Source organism: Hungatella hathewayi WAL-18680, assembly GCF_000235505.1.
In the GTDB taxonomy this organism is placed as follows: domain Bacteria; phylum Bacillota; class Clostridia; order Lachnospirales; family Lachnospiraceae; genus Hungatella_A; species Hungatella_A hathewayi_A.
The window spans coordinates 1,019,380-1,039,244 of record NZ_JH379027.1 but is presented as its reverse complement, the minus strand read 5'-3'; the positions used below and the strand labels follow the sequence as shown (position 1 = coordinate 1,039,244).

The window sequence follows — 19,865 nt, the reverse complement described above, 5'->3', positions numbered from 1 at the left end:
CCAGTCTCCTTCACAAAACGGGCGGCCAGTTCCGGGTCAGTGTAGGCGTCGGCCTCCTCCTTGATGTGGAACTCTTTGCCCTCGTGTCCGGTGACAATTCCGATTTCCGCTTCCACACTGGCCCCGTAAGTCCGGGCCAGGGCTACCACTTCTCTTGTCATGGCCGCATTGTCCTCATAGGATTTGGAGGAGCCGTCGTACATCACGGCGCTGAATCCCAGCTCCAGCGCGGTCTTCACATAGTCCATGTCCTCACCGTGGTCCAGCATGACGCAGACCGGAACACTGGCCGCTTTTGCCATCTGCACCATGATGGGGCCGATGATGGCGATGGGCATCTCGCACTCGTGAAGCTGGGCGTGCTGGATGATGACCGGCTCGTTCCGCTTCTCGGCCGCCCGGATGGACGCCATCAAAAGCTCCAGATTCGGTGTGTCAAACGCCCCCACCGCACATCCCCGCTCCTCGGCGTATTGCAATACTTCATTCATCGTTACTAACATCTGTCTTACTCCTTCTTGTCACAGACTCTTACTCTTCCCATTATGTCTGTTTCCATTACGTCTCTTCCTCTTACTTCTCTTCGTACAACTCCACAATCGCGTCATCCCAGATGACAAATGCCAGCCGTACCCCCGGTCCGCAGTCCATCGGTCCGAAAATCACCTGCTGCGCCTGTTCCGCATACAGTTCCAAATCATCTACTTTATAAGCCACATGCGGCTGTTTGGACAAAATCTCCGGGAACGGGGTCCCCTCCTCAAATTTCAGATACTCAATCTTAAAATCATAGTCATCCACATTGCTGACCCAGAACTTCATATCCGCATTATAGGTCATGCCCTCTTTTTTATTCAATACCGGGATTCCAATATGCATATATTCTGCTGCCATCTTCCTATCCTCCTGTTTATCTGGCTTCGGTTATTATGCTCCTGTTTCAAGTCCCCGCTTTCGGCCACGTTTCAGCCGTCTCTTATTTTTTCATATAAGGTGTATTACACGGCGCGTTCCAGTAATGAAGAAGCTCGTCATCCATTCTCGCCATAAACATCTGGAAGCCGCCCTGCTCCTGTACGGTCAGCAGCTCGCCCACATAGTTGGCCACAATCTCAATATTCTTCTCCTTCAGATAGGAAGCACATTTCCGGTAAAGGATAAACAATTCCATCAGCGTGGTGGCGCCGGTTCCGTTGAGAATCAGCATCACCTTTTCGCCCTCTTTGATTCCGATATCTGCAAGCAGCGCGTCAATCATGATGACCGCCGTCTCATCCGCACTCTTTAACGGCTGGCGTCCGCCGCCGCCTTCCCCGTGCTGGCCCATACCAATCTCCATCTCGTCCTCGCCCAAATCGGCAAGCAGACTTCCGGTTGCCGGATGGGTTGCTCCGGACACCGCCACTGCCAGGGTCGCCATATTGTCCGCAAACCGCTGGGCCACGGCCGCCACTTCCTCCAGGCTCTTTCCCTCGGCCGCTGCCGCGCCTGCAATCTTGTAGGTTGGGATACATCCAACCAGACCGCGGCGGTCCTCCGCGTTGGAGCGGGGTGCATTGGAGACATCCTCCTGGGTCACCACCTTGACAACATGCAGACCCTCCTTGGCACATTTCTTCATGGTCAGGTTGCCGGTCAGCATATCGCCCGCATGGTTCAAAACGATATAGAGAACGCCCTTCCCCTTATCCGCCAGCTTGATGGCGTCCACACAGGCCTGTGGCCCCGGCGCCGCAAATACATCGCCAACCACGGACACATCCACCATTCCATCCCCGACAAAGCCGCTGATAGCCGGCTCATGGCCGGAACCGCCCTGGGTCACGATGGTGACGCGGTCCGCCTTATCCAGATTTTTGTTGATAACGGTTCTGTTTTCCCCCAGAACCACCAAATCCTTATGGGCTTCCGCAAATCCCTCCAAAAGCTCCGGTGTCAGGTTCTCAGGGTTGTTAATAAATTTCTTCATCTTCATAGCGCTGCCTCCTCCAATTCATTTTCTATCATCATACATTCCACATAGTTCCCGGTTACGATTCTCTGAATCCGTCGCACAGTCCCACAAACAGCAGGGAGGTGCTGACCGCCCCCGCGTCCGGCGTGCCGATGGTCTGCTCCTTGTAGCTCTTGGCTCTGCCGAATTTGGAGATATACTGCTCACTCTCCTTCGCCCCTCTGACAGCCGCCTCCTTCGCCGCCGTCAAAACCGCCATCACATCGCCGCCTGCCTGGCCGGCCGCCACTGCCGCCTCCACGGCCGGAATCAGCGCGTCCATCATCGTCTTGTCCCCGACCTTGGCCGTGGTGATATCCTCCATCGCCTCCAGGCTTCCCTTCAGCATGCCCACTAATCCGTCGCTGTCAACCGAATCCATATCCTCCAGCGCCTCTCCCATGCCGCCAATCATTGTTCCATACAGTGGTCCTGCGCTTCCTCCGCCAATCTCCATGGTCTCGTCGCCCAAGTCCATCACAAAAGAAGCCATGGACTCGTCCTCCCATTCAGACAGCTTTCTCTCAATCAGCGCTGATATCTTTCCTATGGTAACCCCATGGTCTCCATCGCCGAACTTCGAGTCTATCTGGCTGAGATAATCTTTGTTCTCCGCCCACAGCTCCGCCACTTTATGGAACATACTTTTCATTTCCGGTTTAGAAATTAACATATGTAACTCATTTCTCCTTTCCAGAATCTTCCTGAATGTTCTATGCTTAGGTTACCATTCGCCAGGTGGTTTGTCAATTTTTTGCCGCTATGTTTCCATATTTTGGTTATTTATCCCAATTGCATTTGTGCATATTTCACAATATCCAAAGAAGGATAAAAGAAAAACGCATGCGCCCATCCCAGCCGCATGCGTTACATATGTAACTTTTTATATCATTTCTTCCTTCAAAGCCGTCTCCACCACCCGTCCGGGGGCAATCAGGTAATTCACAAGCCCGGTCCGCAGCACCGCCCGCAATGCCGCGGACGAAGTATTGGCCGAGCAGATGCCCACCACATGCTTCGTCTTTCGCAGCAGTTCCAGCGGAATCTGAATGGCGTAATCCGTCTCCGAGTACAGAATCCGCCCCTCCCGGTTCACAAAATAATTGAGAATCCGCCCCACCGCCTTCTGCTTCACAAGCACATCGCCATACCGTGCCTCCGATGCAAAATCCGGCACCGACGGGAAATTCCCGATATTGACCAGGGCCACATCCAGCTTCCTCCACGCCTCGCTGACCATCCGGTAATTGTCCAGCTCCTTCGTCAGATTCAACTCCTGCTCTGACAGCACATAGGCTGGAGAATACAGAAATGCCGGCTCCGCGCCGCTGTGCTCCGCAATCACCCGCACCAGCTCGTTGGAGTGGTAATTCTTAAGCCCAACGCCGCCATTTCCAATCAACGGGCAGATGGTTTTGCACACCGGCTCCGGCTGCTTCGCCCGCTCCATATGTTTGACAAACACGCCAATCACGTGTCCCCAGCCCATTCCCAGATTGTCTCCGTGAAGTCCCTTCAAAAATGTAATGGCCGCCTCCGCCAGCATATCGTTGGTAACCGTATCGCTGCCGCCGTCCGCCACCAGCGCGCCGCCCTTTAACTTAAATTCATTTTTTATCTGTGCCAGCAGCACCTCTTCCTCCGAGGCCGGAGGCTGAATCGTAATTTTCACAATCCCCGCCTCCTTGGCCTCCTTCAGAAGCCGGCTGACCATGGGCCTGGATATCCCATACTGCTTCGCAATCTCACTCTGCGTCTCATCCGCCTCATAGTAGAGAGACGCCACTTCCATCAGCCTTTTTATCCTCTTCCCGCTATCCATCTTCCCCTCCGGTGTCCTTGGTACGTATCTATATGCAAGTACCTCTATTATAACGGTAATCGGGAAGACGCACAACCGTCAATCTATCACAAACTCTATCTCGCCATAGGCGCCGGGCGCAATCTCATACTTATCAAACACAATCACCGGCCTTCCGCTCTCATTGATATAGAATCTGGTCTCATCCGTAATTCCCTGGAATCCTCCCTGCTCCGGCGTAAAGAATACAATCCCCTGGCTGCTCTCCCGTTCCTTCATCTGTGTGGAAATGCTCTCGTCAGCGATGCGGATATAATCATCCCCCAGCATATCCTTCAGCGTTATCACTCTTGCATCCTTCAAATCCATATTATAATATTTCGTCTCACTGTAAGCCGAACTCCAGCTTTCAGACCCCATCACGGCCAGAGAAAGGTAGGAATCTGTCTGGTAACGAACCTCGTACCACACCTTTATCTCAACCTTGTGAGCCGCCCATTCCTCCTCGGTTCCTCCGGTAGCCAGAAACGCCTCCCGGTATTCTCTGGCCCGCTCCATCGCTTCTTTCGCATAATTCTCGCACAGCTGATAGATTCCTTTGTTCACCTCGTCAGAAAATCCCGCCGTCTCTCCGGAAATCATTTCGATACTAGGAATCTCCACCTGAACCTTCATATCGTCCTCTTCTTTTTCATAGGAGCGGAAGGTCAGCACTCTCGCAATCGTTCCAATCACCGGAAGCGTGCTCACTTCCTCGGCAAATACCGTATTCGTATTTAATACCGCCGTAAACAATACCACCGCCGCTGCCGCCGCCACTGCACTTCTCTTCATATAAACATTCCTCCTTTTCTTTTTTTCCATTTGAATTACATCTGCCGGTGTCCGGCGTTTTTCAAACTCCTGAATCGTGTTCCTGACACGCAGGTCAAGCTCCTCCGGAATCGGAATCTCATCATATCTGTTTTTTGCATCCTGCAACCGGCCCATCATTCCACCTCCTGTATATTCAGTTTCAACAGTTTCAGCCCCCGGTAAAGTTTCGCTTTTACCGTGTTCAGATTCATTCGGGTAATCTCCGCTATCTCTTTCAGCGACAGTTCCTCATAAAACCGGAGCTTCATAATATTCTGTACATCCAGCTCCATCCGGTTTATCTCCTCATAAATATCACCCTCCGCCTCATATCCGGCTTCGTAGTAGGGAATCTCCGCGGCAAACCCATCCTCCGTCGGTATTTCCCGCCTGTTTTTCTTTAAAAATGCCATGCTCTCATTCACCACAATCCGGTAAAACCAGGTCCTGACCGCATCCTCATTTTTTAATGTTTCGTAATGTTCCAATGCCTTGCACACCGCATTCTGTACAATGTCCAGAGCATCCTCCTGATTGCGGACATAGCTGTATGCCAGCCGGTAAAATTTCTCCTGGTTCTCCACAATATAAGCGACTATCCTGTCGTACAATTCCTGTCTCATCGGGCCCTCTTTCCCTCCTCAGTAAGTTTCAGAACTTCATCCATTCTACTATATAGATTCCTTTCTGTCTCAAAAAGTTGCAGCAACGCGAAAAAAGAGGGTAAAAGTATGGTTCACTTTTACCCTCTCATGTTTCCATTCCTATTATTTCTTTCTCACCGGAATCCACACCTCAAACTGGGCGTTTGCCGGGTCCGGATTTAAATAGACCTCGATATCCGGCGCGTTGCCGTACTCGTAGCCGGAGGTGGGCAGCCATTCTGTGACGATGCGCCGCTCCAGCTCCTGAATCGACAGGTTTGTCCCGCTTCCGGAAAAGACAGCCCAGGTGGAGGCAGGAATCCGGTACTCCTCAAGCCCGTCCTCAGCTGGGGCCGAGGAAGCGACGGCGATAAAATACCTCCAGTTTTCTTCCTCACCGCAGGCACTGACGCCCAAAAGCCCCATGGGCTGGCCGTCCATCATCCCCGCCAGTCTCGGAATCGTCCCATCCATGGCCGCCTTCCCCCACATCTGCGGAACCACCTCAAAATTCTTCTCAATCTCCTTGTGTAACGGCTGGGAAATTCCCACAATCCGGATTTCCTCCCGGTTCTCAATACGATAATTCATCTCTTCCACTCCTTTTACCGTGATTTTGAAGCTGATGGGTGGATAAGTTTTCACGTTCGCCCCGCCTTTTTTCACCGCCGAGGGCGCGATCCCGTGGACACTCTGAAACGCCCGGTTAAATGCCGTCGGCGACGAGTAGCCATACTTTAGCGCCAGGTCCACGATTTTCTCCTCCCCGCCAAGCAGATCCACCGCCGCCAGTGACATCCTCCTGCGCCGGATATACTCCGACAGGGAAACTCCCGCCATATATCCAAACATTCTCTGGTAATGATAGGTCGAACAGCAGGCCAGCCGTGCCAGTTCCTCATACGCAATCTCCCCCGTCAAATGCTCCTCCATATAGTTTATCGTTTGATTCAGACGCTCTATCCATTCCATATCTCTCATCCTCGCTTCTTTCTCCATTATAAAGTCCTAATACCGGTATTTCCTCTCTTTGTCTGCACAAAAAAGAGAGAATTACCGGCTGTCGCTTGGCTTCTTGTGCCGCCAGATATCCACCATCAGCAGACACAGCCCAAATACCCCCATCAAAACCATGGACAGGATATCCCACCGATCCGACGCCGGCTCCGCCAGGACTCTGGCTACATTCCAGTTGACCAGCAGCTCCACCGGAACCGCCATCAAGAGAAATACCGCCCCCACCAGCAGCATCCTGTTTCGCCAGACCTTAAACACCACCACGGCAATCCACAGATATGCCAGCGCGATCAGGGCCGACGGAACGCCGATAGCCATCATCAGCTTCACCTGGCCCGTCAGGCGCCCAATCACATACAGGAAGGGAATCAGCAGCACACTGAGGGACGCCAGACTTCCCCACACGCCCTTCGCTCCAAACCGGATAACCGGAAACAGTACCGCCCAGCCAAACACAATCGACCATATAGGATACCACGACCAGGTAAATCCGCCCGCAATCGCCACATCGCAGACTGCACAGACCGCCGCCCCCAAAAGGAGGGACACGGAAAAAAGAATCCCGCAGAGCTTCTGCAGTGACTGCACCCGGCCCTTCGCCGTCTTATCCGCATATTCTAACGCCTGGTCCACACGGACATCCGCCTCGGCCGGCGCCATCAGCTCCCCGCATTTCTCCCCATTTAACAATTCTCCTGTCGTCACTCCCAGCGCCTCCGCCAGAGGCCCCAAAAGCGTTATATCCGGACAGCTCAGCCCCCTCTCCCATTTGGAAACCGCCTTATCCGTAATATTCAGTTTTCCCGCCAGCTCCCTCTGCGTCATATGATTCGCCTTCCGAAGCTGCGCGATAAACTGACCCATTTTCTCATGATCCATAACTGCCTCCCGTTTTCCATATGACTTTCTTTTATCACCTCTCAATTCTATCTGAAATCTCCCTCATTTACAACCACCCACCGCTCGAAATACCCCAAGTAAACCAACAGTCGAGGCTTCTCTTCCATTGTTGCTTTTTACTATCAACTACGGTATACTAGATTCTATACGTGATGATGAATTATTACACCCCGCATAAGTTTTTCGGTTTCACCAGAAAATCATAACATAGGACGTGTATCATGAAAAAACACATACTCAAGAGCGCCATTCCCATTTTGCTGGCCATCCTGTTCTGCCTCATCGGTGTCATAACATTTTCGACCTTAATTCATATGCAGGGAAATGCCCGCGTTGTCAACTATACCGGCATCGTCCGTGGCGCCACGCAGCGGCTGGTAAAGCAGGAGATGAACGGCCATGCCAACGACGAGCTGATTCATTTTCTGGATGGAATTGTGACGGAACTTTCCACCGGGGATGGGGAAAACGGGCTGATTGTCATCCACGACGAGACTTATCAGAATCTGATGGCAGAGATGCGCCAGTCCTGGGAAGAGTTGAAAGCAGAGATAACCCAGGTGCGGCAGGGTGGGAACCAGGAGAAGCTGTTTCTGTTAAGCGAAACTCATTTCGAGCTGGCCAATGAAGCCGTGTCGGCCACCGAGCGGTATTCCGAGGAGCAGGTCAGCAATTCCATCCATACGCTGCTATATTTCGGCGTCTGTTTTCTCCTGCTGTTCGCTCTTCTCTATGTGAGCGGCAAGCGGAGCAAGAAGGCCCAGATGGCCCTGGAGCTGGCCCAGCAGGCCAACCGCTCCAAAAGCGAATTTCTGTCCCGGATGTCCCACGAAATCCGGACACCTCTCAACGGCATCATCGGCATGACAGCCATTGCCAGGCGCTCCGCCGACGATAAGGACAAGGTATTAAACTGTCTCAATAAAATTGATTTATCCTCCGGATATCTGCTGTCACTGCTCAATGATGTTCTCGACATGTCACGGATAGAAAGCGGGAAAATCGAGCTGGAATACAGTGAATTCCGCCTGGCGGATGTGTGCGAGCGCATCTACGATATGTTCTGGCAGAAGGCGGAGGACAGCGGCGTGGAGCTTAAGATTATCAGCGACGAACTGACTGTCTCAAGAGTTATCGGTGATAACCTTCGTCTCAGCCAGGTGCTGGTTAACCTTGTCTCCAACGCCTTAAAGTTCACCCCACAAGGTGGAACGGTGACACTCCATGTCCGTCAGACAGCAGTCAGCGAACAGAGTGTCTCTCTGGAATTTGAGGTGTCGGACACCGGTGTGGGCATCAGCGAAGAATTTCAGGCCCATCTGTTTGAGCCATTTGAGCAGGAGAAATCCGGCACCGCCCGTCAGTATGGCGGAACCGGGCTGGGACTTGCCATCTCCAGCAATTTTGTAAAAATGATGGGCGGAACCATCTCCGTTCACAGCCAGCCCGGAGAGGGCTCCCGTTTTCTTGTACAGCTCACGCTGCAGCGCGCAGCCGAGACAGAGGACCCGTCCGTGGAAGCCGCCTCCCTCTCCGCCAAAGACAGCCAGCCGGACAGAGACTTGAGCGGATTTCACATCCTCCTGGCCGAGGACAATGACATCAATGCCGAGATTATCACCTGCATCCTGGAAGAGAGCGGCGCTAAGGTGGATTTGGCCAGCGACGGCAAGGCCGCCCTGGATAAATTTGCATCGTCACCGGAAGGTACCTACAACCTGATATTCATGGATATCCAGATGCCCGTCATGAACGGCATGGAAGCTAGTCTTGCCATCCGGTCGCTGAAACGCCCTGACGCCGGGTCCATCCCTATCATCGGTCTCTCAGCCAACGCGTTCCGGGAAGATATCGATATGGCTATGCAGAGCGGCATGAACGCCTACCTGGCCAAGCCTATCAATTTAGACCGTCTGTATCAGACCCTGAACCAGGTGATAAACAACAGATAAGTCCAATCAAAAAGGTGTCCCTCAAGCCATCAGCTGGCCTGGGGAACACCTTCTTTCATGTTCTGCGACGCAATTCGTTTCATGGCATTTCCGGACATCAGACACACCAGCAGAGTCAGGATATCCGCCACCGGCTGTACCGCGTAGATGCCGTATATCCCCCACACAGCGGGCAGCACCAGCACCAGCGGTATATAAAAGATTCCCTGCCGGATAGCAGACAGAAACAGCACATACCGCCCCGCCCCAATCGTCTGAAATGTTATCGTCATCATATAGCACAGTCCAAAGGCCGGATATAACAGCACCTGGGAAATCAGCAGCCTGCTTCCATAGGCTACAATAACCGGATTGCTGTTAAATAACATAATCAGCAGTTTGGAGCATGCGATATAGATAAGCGCCACCCCGACGGACAGCGCCAGCGTCGCCTTTTTCGCAAACCTGGCGGAATCATGAAACCGCTCCTCCATCCTTGCCCCAAACGCGTAGGCCGCCACCGGCTGATATCCCTGCATAAATCCCATAACCACATAACAGCCAATTAATATCAGTCTCTGCACCACCCCGTAGGCCGCAATGATGTAATCGCTCTCCGGCAGCGCTGCGGCCGCTACATTGGTCAGAGACGTGGCTGCCGCCAGACAGATTTGAATCACCGCGGTTGGCACTCCAATCCGGATTACCTCGCCAAACAGCTTTTTGCCGGGCTTCACTGCACGAGCCCTGATTTTAATCACGGAACGCCCGCTCCAGTAAAACCACGCCAGTATTCCAAATGTCACAAACTGGGATATGGTCGTCGCCAGCGACGCACCAGCCACTCCCATATTCAATCCCCAGTCAAACATAAACACCGGGTCCAGAATCACATTGAGCGCCGCGCCGGTAATCACCGCGGCAGAAGAAATTTTTACCGAGGACTCAGCTCTGGCCGCACAGTTCAGGCTCTGCGCCGGAAGATTGGCAATTGCCGCAATAAACATCCAGAACGCATAATCTTTTGCCAGTGCCATCACGTTCTCTGATGCCCCAAAAGCCCGCAGCAGCGGTTCCATGAAAATGATTCCGCCCACGCACAGCGCCACGCCCACAGCTACCGAAGCGGCCACCACGGTAGACACGGTGACCTCCGCCTTTTCCTTCTCGCCTGCTCCCAGCTGTCTGCCTGCCAGAACCGCCGCACCGGCGGCAAAAATATTTTCTATGGATACAAAGATGAGAAGCAGCGGCAGCGTTACTCCCACAGCGGCAAGAGCCGTGTCACTGTCCAGCATTCCGATATAAGCGGTGTCCACAATATTGTAAACAGCCTTGGCCAGCAGTGCAATGGTGGCCGGAACTGCCAGCTTCACAATCGCCTTTGACGGTTTCATTGCCGCCAGAACCGATGTTTCCTGTATGTTACCTGACGAATTCATCCCTCTGTCATCTCCTCTCAATCACCCCGTAAAGCAGGATTTCCAGTACCTGGCCACACATTTTCTCGTATTCCCCAAAATCGGTTCCCCCGTCCGTCTCCGCATAGCACCGGGTATTTACCAATTCCTGAAACATCTCAAAGATGTGAATCACTTCCTCAATGCTCATCCCCTCCCGCAGCGGCACCTTCGAGAGCATTCCGGTAAGGATGGAAACATTCAACTCTTCAAATGTCTTTCGCATGCCTCGAATCTCGCCGGCCAGATGGGGCGGAGGCGTGATTACCGCACCGTAAAACAGTTTCCGGTACTCAGGATGTTCCAGAAAGAATGCCATCCGGGTATCAAAATACTGTTTCAGGATTCCCTCTGTGCAGTCTTCGTCCGCTGTCCTGATATGTTCCTTTAAATACATCGTCAACGCGTCAAAACATTCCTGTACACAGGCGAGAAACAGCGCGTCTTTATCCTTAAAATAGTGATAGATAATCCCCTTCGATATCTCCCCTTCTTTGCAGATGGTATTCAGGGACGCCTCCCCGTAGCTCCTCCCGCCAAACTCCTTCAATGCCGCATCCATAATCTTCTGCCTGCTCTGCAGATTTTTATCCTCTCTCTTCATCCGCCGCTTCCTCCAAGCAAATATTGACCACATGGTCTGTTTTCTGTATCATACTAAAAACAGACCATGTGGTCAATATTTATTTTATAAACTTTATCTAAAAAAGAAAAGCTCCGGGGCATGTTCTCCCCGAAGCCTTTTTCTGCTTAATGGCGGTGCATCGCCACGTCAGTCGCTCCCAGATTCTTCAAGTTGGCATGGACGCCTCTGTCGTCCGCCTGTCCAATCAGAATATCCCGGCTCTTTCTGGCCTCCACCTCTGATTTATGCTTGCTTGGGCCGCCCACACAGCCGCCCTCGCAGACCATACCCTCGATAAAGTCCTCCGGCAGTCTGCCAACCTTCAGAAGCATCAGCGCCTTCTTGCACTCCGCCGCTCCGTTGCACTTGGCAACCTTGATATCCGTGTTCTCTCCCGTCTCCTTCAGACACTCCAGAACCGCCGCCGTCACGCCGCCACCGTTGCCAAAGCGTTTTCCGAACACGGAGCTCTCCTGGTATATATTCTCTTCCGGTTCCAGATTCACGTTCTTCGCCTTCATGGCAGCCCGAATCTCACTGTAAGTCAGCGCGTAGTCCGCATTGTCCTTGATATTCAAATCCAATGTCTCGCTCTTCTTGGCGATACACGGCCCGATAAATACCGTCACCGTCTCCGGGTCCTTCTCCTTCAGCATTCTGGACACGGCACACATCGGGGAAACGGTGGTGGACATATTTTCCAAAAGCATGGGGAAATGCTGTTTAATCATGTTGACAAATGCCGGACAGCAGGATGTGGTCATCTTCTTTCCATCCCGGTACGCTTCCGCCCACTCGGCCGCCTCAGCCGCCGCCGTCAAATCGCCGCCCAGACCGACTTCCACCATATCGGCAAAGCCAATCTTCTTGAGCGCTGTCTTCCAGCTGGCCATGGTAATGTCCGCGCCAAACTGTCCCTCCGTAGCCGGAGCCACCATGGCAACCACCTTCTTGCCGGCGCGGATCATGTCAATCACGTCCACCATAAAGGACTTGGAACCGATAGCGCCAAACGGACACCCGTGGATACAGGCCCCGCACTGGATACATTTGCTCTCATCAATCTCCACAAGACCGTTCTCATCCATGGTGATAGCGTCCACCGGACAAGCCTTCCGGCACGGTCTGGTCAAATCGGCAATGGCGTTGTACGGACAGGCCTGGGCACATTTTCCGCACTCCTTACATTTATCCGGATCGATGTAGGCCCTGTCTCTTCCCATGGAAATGGCGCCGAAATTACAGGAATTCTGGCAGGCCTTTCCCATACAGAGCTGGCAGTTATCCGTCACCGTGAACCGGGCGATCGGACAGCCCTCACAGGCCGCGCCAATCACCTGGACGATGTTGGTGGTGTCCTTGCCATCCGCCGGACAGAGGCCCTCCGCCAGTCTGACTCTCTGGCGGATAATCTCACGCTCCCGGTAGATACAGCAGCGGAATCTGGCCTGGGGACCTGGAATCAGTTTGTAGGGGATATCCTCCTTCTTCTCATCCAGAGCTCCCTCCCATGCCAATTTCGCCACTTCATATAATACGTCATGTTTAATCCTTAATACTGTTGCATCATTTGTTACCATGCTTTTTTTCCTCCTAAACTTATGAGCATCCGCGTGAGCTTTTACCCTTTAATAATAAGTCACTATCACCGTCTTACCCATCTCTTCCACCGTTTTCTTCAACTGCTCCACCAGATTCTGCCGGATTCCCAAATCGAAGGGAAGCCCCGGGTTCTGGTAGGCGCTGTTGATGGCTTTTCCTACATACAGGTGAAGCTCCGTACAGTCCTCGATAATCATTTTCGCCACCATGGAGCCGCCGTTTGGCTTATCCAGCTCCAGGAAGAAGTCTTCTCCCACGCTCTCATTCTTCACATACCGTTTCAGCAGGTGAAGCACGCGGTTCAAGGTCAGCACCCCTTCCGTCACCAGCTCAATGCCGTCCATATAGGCGATAGGCGGGATATCCGGGTCCACGTAGTCTAAGGACACGTCCAGCTTCCTGTTCAGCTCCCGTGACACAATGGTAGCGCTGGTGCCTCCGCACACAATCCGCTTCGTGTTCTCCCCGGACATAAACTCGGACACCATCTTTTTGTCGTCCTCCGGATTGCTGGCCGGCCCCGTCATCAGATGCACCGGCTTGCTGTCAATCACCCGCAGGGCCGCCACCGTGGTGTCGTCCCCCGGCCGGAACATGTAAAGCTCATCACAGGCGTGGCAGATGGACGTGGCCAGCCGGATGGCCGACACGGTCAGCGCGTACTGCTTCACCGCATAATTGGCTATGTCCTCCCACAGCCAGCCGAAATTCAGCAGCTGCCCTACGCCCGCGTGAATGGTTCCGTCGCTCATGAGAATCAGGGCATCCCCCCTCTTCACCTGGAACCGGAACTCGTTAATGGTCTTTCCCTCAATGACTCTGGTATTCTCCGGTATCGTCATCAACTTTCCGTCCCGGATAAAGATACAGCCGGGATTGTCAAACTCTACCAGGTAGGCTTCCCCGTTGTGGAACACCTGGAGAATGCTGAAGGTGGAGTAAGCCACCTGCCGCACCTGGCACACCGGCAGCGTTTCCACGATGGTCTCCACGCACTCATCCAGAGTCGCGCCGTTTAAGAACATGGTTCCCAGAATCTTGGACGTCAGCGTGGACAGGATGTTGGCCTTCACGCCGCTTCCCATGCCGTCCGCCAGAATCAATATGTCGGAATCGTCGGTCTTCAATATCTCGACCTTATCGCCGCACAGAATCTCAGTAAATTTATTCAGGCTCTTGTAAGCAACGTCTACGGTAATTCCCATTATTTGACCTCGCTTTCAGGGGCGTCCTCCAGCAGGGAGCGGCACAGCTTCGTCAGCGTCGTCTTGGTATCCGCCGTCGTCTCGCCCAGTAAACCTGCAATCTCCTGAGCCACCATCATCTGCTTGTGAATGACTTTCTGCGCCAAATCAATGGTCTCCAGCTTCTTCTCATACTCCTGTTTGGTCTGCTCTTCCTCTTTCGTGATATCGATAAAGGTAGCCAGCACCACGTCCTGCTGCTCCACATAGACAATATTCTGAAGGGTGGACAGGTTGTACTCCGGATACGTGATCTTCTTGCCGTGGATGTTCTGGTGGCTGTCATACACCCACTGGAAATCCGCCGGGTCGATAAACTCGTACAGATACATCTCCAGCGCCTCCGCCCTGGTCTTTCCAAAATACTTCTCCCCAACGGCGGAATACTCCATAATCTTCATATCCTTATCCACGATAAGCACCACGTTGGGCGACGTCTCCATCACCAGGTTGGCTAATGACTCCGCCTTGTCATGCATATAGGGGATACACATGTTAATCTCCGCCTTCTTCTGGAACACGGCCACCGCCTTCTCCCGGCAGGTGGCATATCCGCAGGCGCCGCAGTTTAACTCATCCTCCGGCCGCACCTTGCCAATCTTCTTCAAGATGGCCTGTATCTCTTCCTCCGTCGGCATGACGTCGTCCGGCGAGCGGTCCATGTAATCCTTGTGAAGGGCCAGTCCCTCCTCCATGGCCGCCACGGTCTTCGCCTGCACCGGCTCCTTGGCAATGGTCTCCTCCATATCCAGCTTCACCTTAAATCTGGAAATGGTCTCGTCCTCCACCGTCGGCCCCTTGATGCATCCGCCAGAGCACATATTCATCTCAATAAAGCAGCCGCTGATCTCGCCTCTCGACATGCTGTCACACAAATCGATGCAGTTGCGGATTCCGTGAACGTAAAACTTCCGGTAGTCGTCAGCGCGGCCCTCCGTGGCCAGGACGGAATTCACCACCCCGTTGGTCACCGGATAGAGCCGGTTCACCTTCGGATCCGCCTTCTCAAACGGCATATCCTCGCAGTCCTCTATCTCGATCTCCTCTTCCCGGAGCCACTGGCGCAGATCGTTGAAGTTTAACACGGCGTCAATGCAGTCGTCATGTCGTCTGTCCTGGGACTCCTTCTTCTTCGCGATACACGGCCCGATAAATACCACCTTGGCATCCCTGCCGTACTCTTTTTTCAACAGCTTTCCGTGGGCCACCATGGGTGACACCACCGGCGCTAAATAGGGCACCAGCTGGGGATAATAAATCTCTATCAAATCATTGACGCTGGGACAGCAGGTGGTGATGATGTTCTCCATCTTCGCTTCCCGAAGAAGTCTGGCGTACTCTTCCGTCACCAGCACCGCCCCCTCCGAAGTCTCCCGCACATCGGCAAAGCCCAGCTTCAACAGGGCGGACTGCACCTGGCCAATGGTCTTGTATTTCAAAAGTCCCATATAGGACGGAGCCAGGGAGACCACCACCGTCTTCCCGCTCTTTATGTACCCCTTCACCATATCCAAATCGCTGACCAGGGTTTTGGCCGACTGGGGACAAATCTGAAGGCATTTCCCGCACAGCACACATTTATCGGGCATGATTTCAGCACGGCCATCCTTAATCATGATTGCCTTTACTTCACAATTGCGAACGCATTTATAACAATGCTTACATTTTGTGGCTTTGAAATCAATAATCCCCATGATTACAGCCTCCCCTGGATTTCCTTTGCAAAGAACTCCTTGGTATCTTCCGGTTTCAGTGAGAACAGCTGGCCGTCAACCGTGACGCAGACACCATTGACGCAGTTGCCGCTGCAAAAAGAACCGTTCAAGTCCACCTTGTCGTCCAGACCATTTTTGCTCACCAGCTCCTGCATTTCCTTGATAATCTCTCTTGACCCTTTTAAATGACACGCGCTTCCAATACAGATTGTTACTTTCATGGTTTATCCCTCCGCATTAAATCTATTATAGACTCCTGATTTAAACCAATTATCTCACATTGTGATATTTTTATCAATTGTTTTTCCTTCCAAATACTGTATTTTTTTAAATAATATACCGGGCAGTTTTTCCAGTAAATTACCAATCCCGCAAAAGGATATAGACAGGTTTCTCCTAACGGTGATATAATATGGTTGTTCGTGCTAACCCAAAAGGGATGACCTGATGGAGAAGGCGAGGAGAGAATTATTTTGACCCTGGTCGTCCCATGCCTTTTTGCATGGGATTTTTTGTTACATAATACTTATTTGCCACGAACAGAAAGAGAGGATATGAATGATGAAAAAACAGACACTTGCAGCGTTGATGGCCTGCGCCGTGACAGCTGCCGCACTGATGGGCTGCTCAACCAAAACAGCCGAAACCGTACCGGAAACTACCACAGCGGCCGAGACTACCGCCGCCCCTGAGACCACTCCGGAGGAGACCACCACCGCCGAGGTAAGCACCGAAGCTCCAGGCGCATCTTCCGGTATGACACTCCGGGTCGGCTCCTTAAAAGGCCCCACCTCCATGGGACTTGTCTCCCTGATGGACCAAGCCTCCAAAGGCGAGGCCAAGGGTAACTACGAATTCACCATGGTGACCGCGGCCGACGAGCTGCTGACCAAGGTTATCAGCGGAGATTTGGATATCGCCCTGGTGCCGGCCAACATGGCAAGCATCCTGTACAACAAGACCAATCACGGAGTCAATGTCATCGACATCAACACCCTGGGAGTCCTCTATGTGGTTTCCAGCGATGAGTCCATCCAATCCGTGGCTGATTTAAAGGGCAAAACCCTCTACATGACCGGCAAGGGAACCACCCCCGACTACGTCCTTCAGTACCTGTTGTCGGAAAATGGTCTCACCACCGACGATGTCACCATCGAATATAAATCCGAGGCCACCGAGGTTGCCGCCGTGTTAAAAGAGCAGGAAGGCGCCATCGGCCTGCTACCACAGCCATTTGTAACCGTTGCGATGGCACAGAATGAGTCCTTGAAAATGGTTCTCGATTTGACCAAGGAATGGGAAGCCATCCAGGGCGGAACCGGCGGAAGCCTGGTAACCGGCGTCACCATCTGCCGCTCCGAGCTGTTCGCTGACCCGGCAGGCGCGGAGGCCATCGACGTGTTCCTGGCAGAGCACAAGGCATCCGCCATGTTTGCCATCGACAATGTGGCGGAGACTGCAGACCTTGTGGCTGCCGCCGGCATTATCGAGAAGGCTCCTGTTGCCGCCAAGGCCATTCCCTACTGCAGCATCACCTTCGTGGACGGCGAGATGATGAAGTCCATGCTGGACGGCTACCTGACCGTGCTCTTCGACCAGGACCCGGCTTCCGTGGGCGGAACTCTGCCGGACGACGCATTTTACTACATCCCATAATGGGAAACTGATGATTTGGGGGACGCTATGAAATCCAGAGTTTTCATAAGAAAGACCGCTGTAATTCTGTTCTGGCTGGTTCTGTGGCAGGCGGGCAGCGTGCTCATTGACAATTCCATCATTTTTGTAGGCCCCCTCGACATGGTTATGGCCCTTCTCGTCCAGCTGCCCTCCCTGGGGTTCTGGAAAACCATCGCCTTTTCCTTTGGGAAAATCAGCCTCGGTTTTCTGTCCGCCTTCTTCCTTGGAATCCTCCTCGGAAGCGGGGGCTACCGTTTTCCGCTGCTCAGGGAGCTGCTGGAGCCGGTAATACTGCTGATGAAATCCATTCCGGTGGCGTCCTTTGTCATTCTGGCCCTTATCTGGATTGGCTCAAAGCAGCTGTCCGTCTTCATCTCCTTTCTGGTGGTATTTCCCATCATCTATGTGAACACCATCGCTGGGCTTAAGAGCACGGACAAGAAGCTTTTGGAGATGGCACAGGTCTTCCGGGTCTCCACCTGGAGGCGGATTCGTTTTATCTACGTCCCCGCCCTGCTGCCCTACCTGATCAGTGGCTGCAAAGTGGCCCTGGGGATGAGCTGGAAATCCGGTATCGCCGCCGAGGTGATCGGCGTGCCGTCAAGCTCCATCGGCGAGAAGCTGTACATGGCCAAGATTTATTTGAGTACCGCTGATTTATTTGCGTGGACCTTCGTCATTATCGTCATCAGCGCCCTGTTTGAGCAGTTGTTTTTGTATCTGCTTAAGAAGGCGGCGGGAAGGAGTGGTTACCATGAACATTGAAATCAACAACCTTTCCAAATCCTTTGACGGTCTGCCGGTTTTACACGATTTTTCCATGAAGCTGGAGGGCGGAAATATCTACTGCCTGATGAGCGCCTCCGGTTCCGGGAAGACGACGCTTCTTCGGATTCTGCTGGGACTGGAGCGGGCGGACAGCGGCCGGATAGAAATGCCGGAACAAACCCGCATGGCCGCCGTCTTTCAGGAGGACCGCCTCTGCGAAGGCTTCACCCCACTGGAAAATGTGCTGCTGGCCGCCGGACGGCAGATGACGCCGGCCATGGCCCGGGCAGAGTTATGTAAACTACTCCCGGAGGAGTCCCTGGCCCGCCCCGTCTACACGCAAAGCGGCGGCATGAAACGCCGGACCGCCATCTGCCGGGCGCTGCTGGCTGACTCCGATGTGATACTGATGGATGAGCCGTTTACGGGGCTGGATGAGCAGACGAAGCAGCATGTTATCGGCTATATCAAGGAAAAGACGGCTGGGAAGCTGGTGTTAATCACCACCCACCAGGAGGAGGATGTATCTCTGCTTGGCGGGGTGCGAATAACGCTGGAAGGCCAGGCCGGCTTGCCGGAGCAATCATAACCACAAACTACACAACCGTGTTATTTCATACGCAAAAAGTGCAGGACGGCTGCTGTCATTTCACAGTCCCCTGCACTTTTTCTTATTATGTGTCTCTCTATTTCCCTGCCTGTTTTTCTCCCAGCAGAAAATCCACCACATCCTGATACACTGTCATCCGCTCACATTCATTGAGCACCTCGTGCTTCATTCCCTGGTAAACCTTATTTGTGATATCGTGATAGCCGATTCGCTCCAGGGACTTCACCGTATCCGCCAGCCCCTTCTCTCCTCCCGTAACCGGGTCGTCCACCCCTGTCACGCTCAAGATGGGCAAATCCCGGTTCCGGCACTGGTACTTCTCATACTGGTGAAGACTCCTGTCCGACTCAAAGATGGTCATGATAGCGCTGTTGCTGTAAGGGTACTGGCACAGTTTATCATTTCTGTACGCCTTCAAATTCTCCTCGTTGGCGCTGACCCAGCTGTCATCCTTCCCGTTCATCCCCATGCTGTTGAGCAGCCGGTTCACCCGCTGTTTTCCCATCACGCCGGTTATCAGACGGCCCAGAAGGATTCCAAAGGGCACCGCCGGAATATAATTCACCGTGCCGGACAGCACCAGCTTCCCGATCTCGTCATCGTGCTGCTGGAGATAACACCGGGCAAGCAGGGAACCGAAGGAATGCCCGAACAGGTACAGCTCCTTCCCCGGATGCCGCGCCTTGATGTACCGGGTCAGCACCATCTGGTCCTCGACCATCTCCTCATAGCCGTCCATATATCCCAGCGGATACTTCTCATTCACAGACAGCCCATGACCCCGGTTGTCGGAAATGATGGCGGCAAACCCGTTGTCATTTAAAAACTTCATGAACTCATAGTACCGCTCCTTGTGCTCCACCGCCCCGTGAACCAGCTGCACCAGCGCCCGCGGATGCTCGATGTCCGCCACGGCCACGGACAGTTCCAAACCGTCTTTCGCTTGTAATACCATTTCTTCCATAGGAATATCCTCCTGCCCTTCTGCATTTCCACCACAATGTGGTGTAATTTTCCTCATTC

20 protein-coding genes are annotated in these 19,865 nt (G+C 53.1%); 4 read left to right on the top strand and 16 right to left on the bottom strand.

Going from position 1 to position 19,865, the window contains the following annotated elements; translation table 11 throughout:
- The 9 genes from HMPREF9473_RS04750 to HMPREF9473_RS25990 all read right to left on the bottom strand — a co-directional run.
- A partial coding sequence (locus tag HMPREF9473_RS04750) for a class II fructose-bisphosphate aldolase (RefSeq protein ID WP_242830775.1) occupies window positions 1-491 on the bottom strand: 491 nt, incomplete at its 3' end.
- Window positions 492-573: 82 nt separating this feature from the next.
- Window positions 574-894, bottom strand: coding sequence for a hypothetical protein (locus HMPREF9473_RS04745; RefSeq protein ID WP_006778924.1), 321 nt, complete (start codon window positions 892-894; stop codon window positions 574-576).
- Window positions 895-976: 82 nt separating this feature from the next.
- Window positions 977-1,975 carry a dihydroxyacetone kinase subunit DhaK gene (locus HMPREF9473_RS04740; protein ID WP_006778923.1) on the bottom strand — a complete coding sequence of 333 codons (999 nt, stop codon included), beginning with the start codon at window positions 1,973-1,975 and terminating at the stop codon, window positions 977-979.
- Window positions 1,976-2,030: 55 nt separating this feature from the next.
- Entirely contained in the window at window positions 2,031-2,666 is a 636-nt protein-coding gene (locus tag HMPREF9473_RS04735; protein ID WP_006778922.1) for a DAK2 domain-containing protein, read from the bottom strand.
- A 210-nt stretch (window positions 2,667-2,876) separates the two neighbouring features.
- The gene (locus HMPREF9473_RS04730) at window positions 2,877-3,815 is read right to left on the bottom strand and encodes a sugar-binding transcriptional regulator (RefSeq protein ID WP_006778921.1); all 939 of its coding nucleotides are present in this window, start codon (window positions 3,813-3,815) and stop codon (window positions 2,877-2,879) included.
- Between the two features lie 78 nt (window positions 3,816-3,893).
- Window positions 3,894-4,628 carry a DUF3298 and DUF4163 domain-containing protein gene (locus HMPREF9473_RS04725; RefSeq protein WP_242830774.1) on the bottom strand — a complete coding sequence of 245 codons (735 nt, stop codon included), beginning with the start codon at window positions 4,626-4,628 and terminating at the stop codon, window positions 3,894-3,896.
- A gap of 155 nt (window positions 4,629-4,783) precedes the next feature.
- Window positions 4,784-5,272 carry an RNA polymerase sigma factor gene (locus tag HMPREF9473_RS04720; protein WP_006778919.1) on the bottom strand — a complete coding sequence of 163 codons (489 nt, stop codon included), beginning with the start codon at window positions 5,270-5,272 and terminating at the stop codon, window positions 4,784-4,786.
- Between the two features lie 144 nt (window positions 5,273-5,416).
- The gene (locus tag HMPREF9473_RS04715; protein ID WP_006778918.1) at window positions 5,417-6,265 is read right to left on the bottom strand and encodes an AraC family transcriptional regulator; all 849 of its coding nucleotides are present in this window, start codon (window positions 6,263-6,265) and stop codon (window positions 5,417-5,419) included.
- 81 nt (window positions 6,266-6,346) lie between these two features.
- The gene (locus HMPREF9473_RS25990) at window positions 6,347-7,189 is read right to left on the bottom strand and encodes a helix-turn-helix domain-containing protein (protein WP_006778917.1); all 843 of its coding nucleotides are present in this window, start codon (window positions 7,187-7,189) and stop codon (window positions 6,347-6,349) included.
- 242 nt (window positions 7,190-7,431) lie between these two features.
- Between HMPREF9473_RS25990 and HMPREF9473_RS04705 the strand changes: the two genes are divergently transcribed.
- Window positions 7,432-9,162, top strand: coding sequence for a hybrid sensor histidine kinase/response regulator (locus tag HMPREF9473_RS04705; protein WP_006778916.1), 1,731 nt, complete (start codon window positions 7,432-7,434; stop codon window positions 9,160-9,162).
- A gap of 29 nt (window positions 9,163-9,191) precedes the next feature.
- On the opposite strand, the gene HMPREF9473_RS04700 is transcribed toward HMPREF9473_RS04705, so the two are convergent.
- From HMPREF9473_RS04700 to HMPREF9473_RS04675, 6 genes are all read right to left on the bottom strand, one after another.
- Window positions 9,192-10,583, bottom strand: coding sequence for an MATE family efflux transporter (locus tag HMPREF9473_RS04700; RefSeq protein WP_006778915.1), 1,392 nt, complete (start codon window positions 10,581-10,583; stop codon window positions 9,192-9,194).
- Window positions 10,584-10,590: 7 nt separating this feature from the next.
- Window positions 10,591-11,205 carry a TetR/AcrR family transcriptional regulator gene (locus HMPREF9473_RS04695; protein WP_006778914.1) on the bottom strand — a complete coding sequence of 205 codons (615 nt, stop codon included), beginning with the start codon at window positions 11,203-11,205 and terminating at the stop codon, window positions 10,591-10,593.
- 146 nt (window positions 11,206-11,351) lie between these two features.
- The gene (locus HMPREF9473_RS04690; protein WP_006778913.1) at window positions 11,352-12,806 is read right to left on the bottom strand and encodes a 4Fe-4S dicluster domain-containing protein; all 1,455 of its coding nucleotides are present in this window, start codon (window positions 12,804-12,806) and stop codon (window positions 11,352-11,354) included.
- Window positions 12,807-12,854: 48 nt separating this feature from the next.
- Window positions 12,855-14,033 (bottom strand): SpoIIE family protein phosphatase, encoded by a 1,179-nt coding sequence (locus HMPREF9473_RS04685; RefSeq protein WP_006778912.1) that lies wholly within the window; start codon window positions 14,031-14,033, stop codon window positions 12,855-12,857.
- Window positions 14,033-15,766: a [Fe-Fe] hydrogenase large subunit C-terminal domain-containing protein gene (locus HMPREF9473_RS04680; RefSeq protein ID WP_006778911.1), complete on the bottom strand. Its 1,734-nt coding sequence runs from the start codon at window positions 15,764-15,766 to the stop codon at window positions 14,033-14,035. Before HMPREF9473_RS04680 ends, HMPREF9473_RS04685 begins: the two co-directional genes overlap by 1 nt.
- Before the next feature lie 2 nt (window positions 15,767-15,768).
- Window positions 15,769-16,008 (bottom strand): (2Fe-2S) ferredoxin domain-containing protein, encoded by a 240-nt coding sequence (locus HMPREF9473_RS04675; protein WP_006778910.1) that lies wholly within the window; start codon window positions 16,006-16,008, stop codon window positions 15,769-15,771.
- Between the two features lie 340 nt (window positions 16,009-16,348).
- On the opposite strand from HMPREF9473_RS04675, the gene HMPREF9473_RS04670 reads away from it, so the two are divergent.
- Genes HMPREF9473_RS04670 through HMPREF9473_RS04660 form a run of 3 tightly spaced genes read left to right on the top strand, consistent with a single transcriptional unit; the run spans window position 16,349 to window position 18,821 of the window.
- Window positions 16,349-17,443, top strand: a complete 1,095-nt coding sequence (locus HMPREF9473_RS04670; RefSeq protein ID WP_006778909.1) for an ABC transporter substrate-binding protein — start codon at window positions 16,349-16,351, stop codon at window positions 17,441-17,443.
- 27 nt (window positions 17,444-17,470) lie between these two features.
- Window positions 17,471-18,229: an ABC transporter permease gene (locus HMPREF9473_RS04665; protein ID WP_006778908.1), complete on the top strand. Its 759-nt coding sequence runs from the start codon at window positions 17,471-17,473 to the stop codon at window positions 18,227-18,229.
- Window positions 18,219-18,821 (top strand): ATP-binding cassette domain-containing protein, encoded by a 603-nt coding sequence (locus HMPREF9473_RS04660; protein ID WP_006778907.1) that lies wholly within the window; start codon window positions 18,219-18,221, stop codon window positions 18,819-18,821. Before HMPREF9473_RS04665 ends, HMPREF9473_RS04660 begins: the two co-directional genes overlap by 11 nt.
- A 97-nt stretch (window positions 18,822-18,918) precedes the next feature.
- Here the strand turns inward: HMPREF9473_RS04660 and HMPREF9473_RS04655 are convergent, their stop codons facing one another.
- On the bottom strand, window positions 18,919-19,806 hold the full coding sequence (locus HMPREF9473_RS04655; protein ID WP_006778906.1) for an alpha/beta fold hydrolase: 888 nt from the start codon (window positions 19,804-19,806) through the stop codon (window positions 18,919-18,921).
- Between the last annotated feature and the right edge of the window lie 59 nt (window positions 19,807-19,865).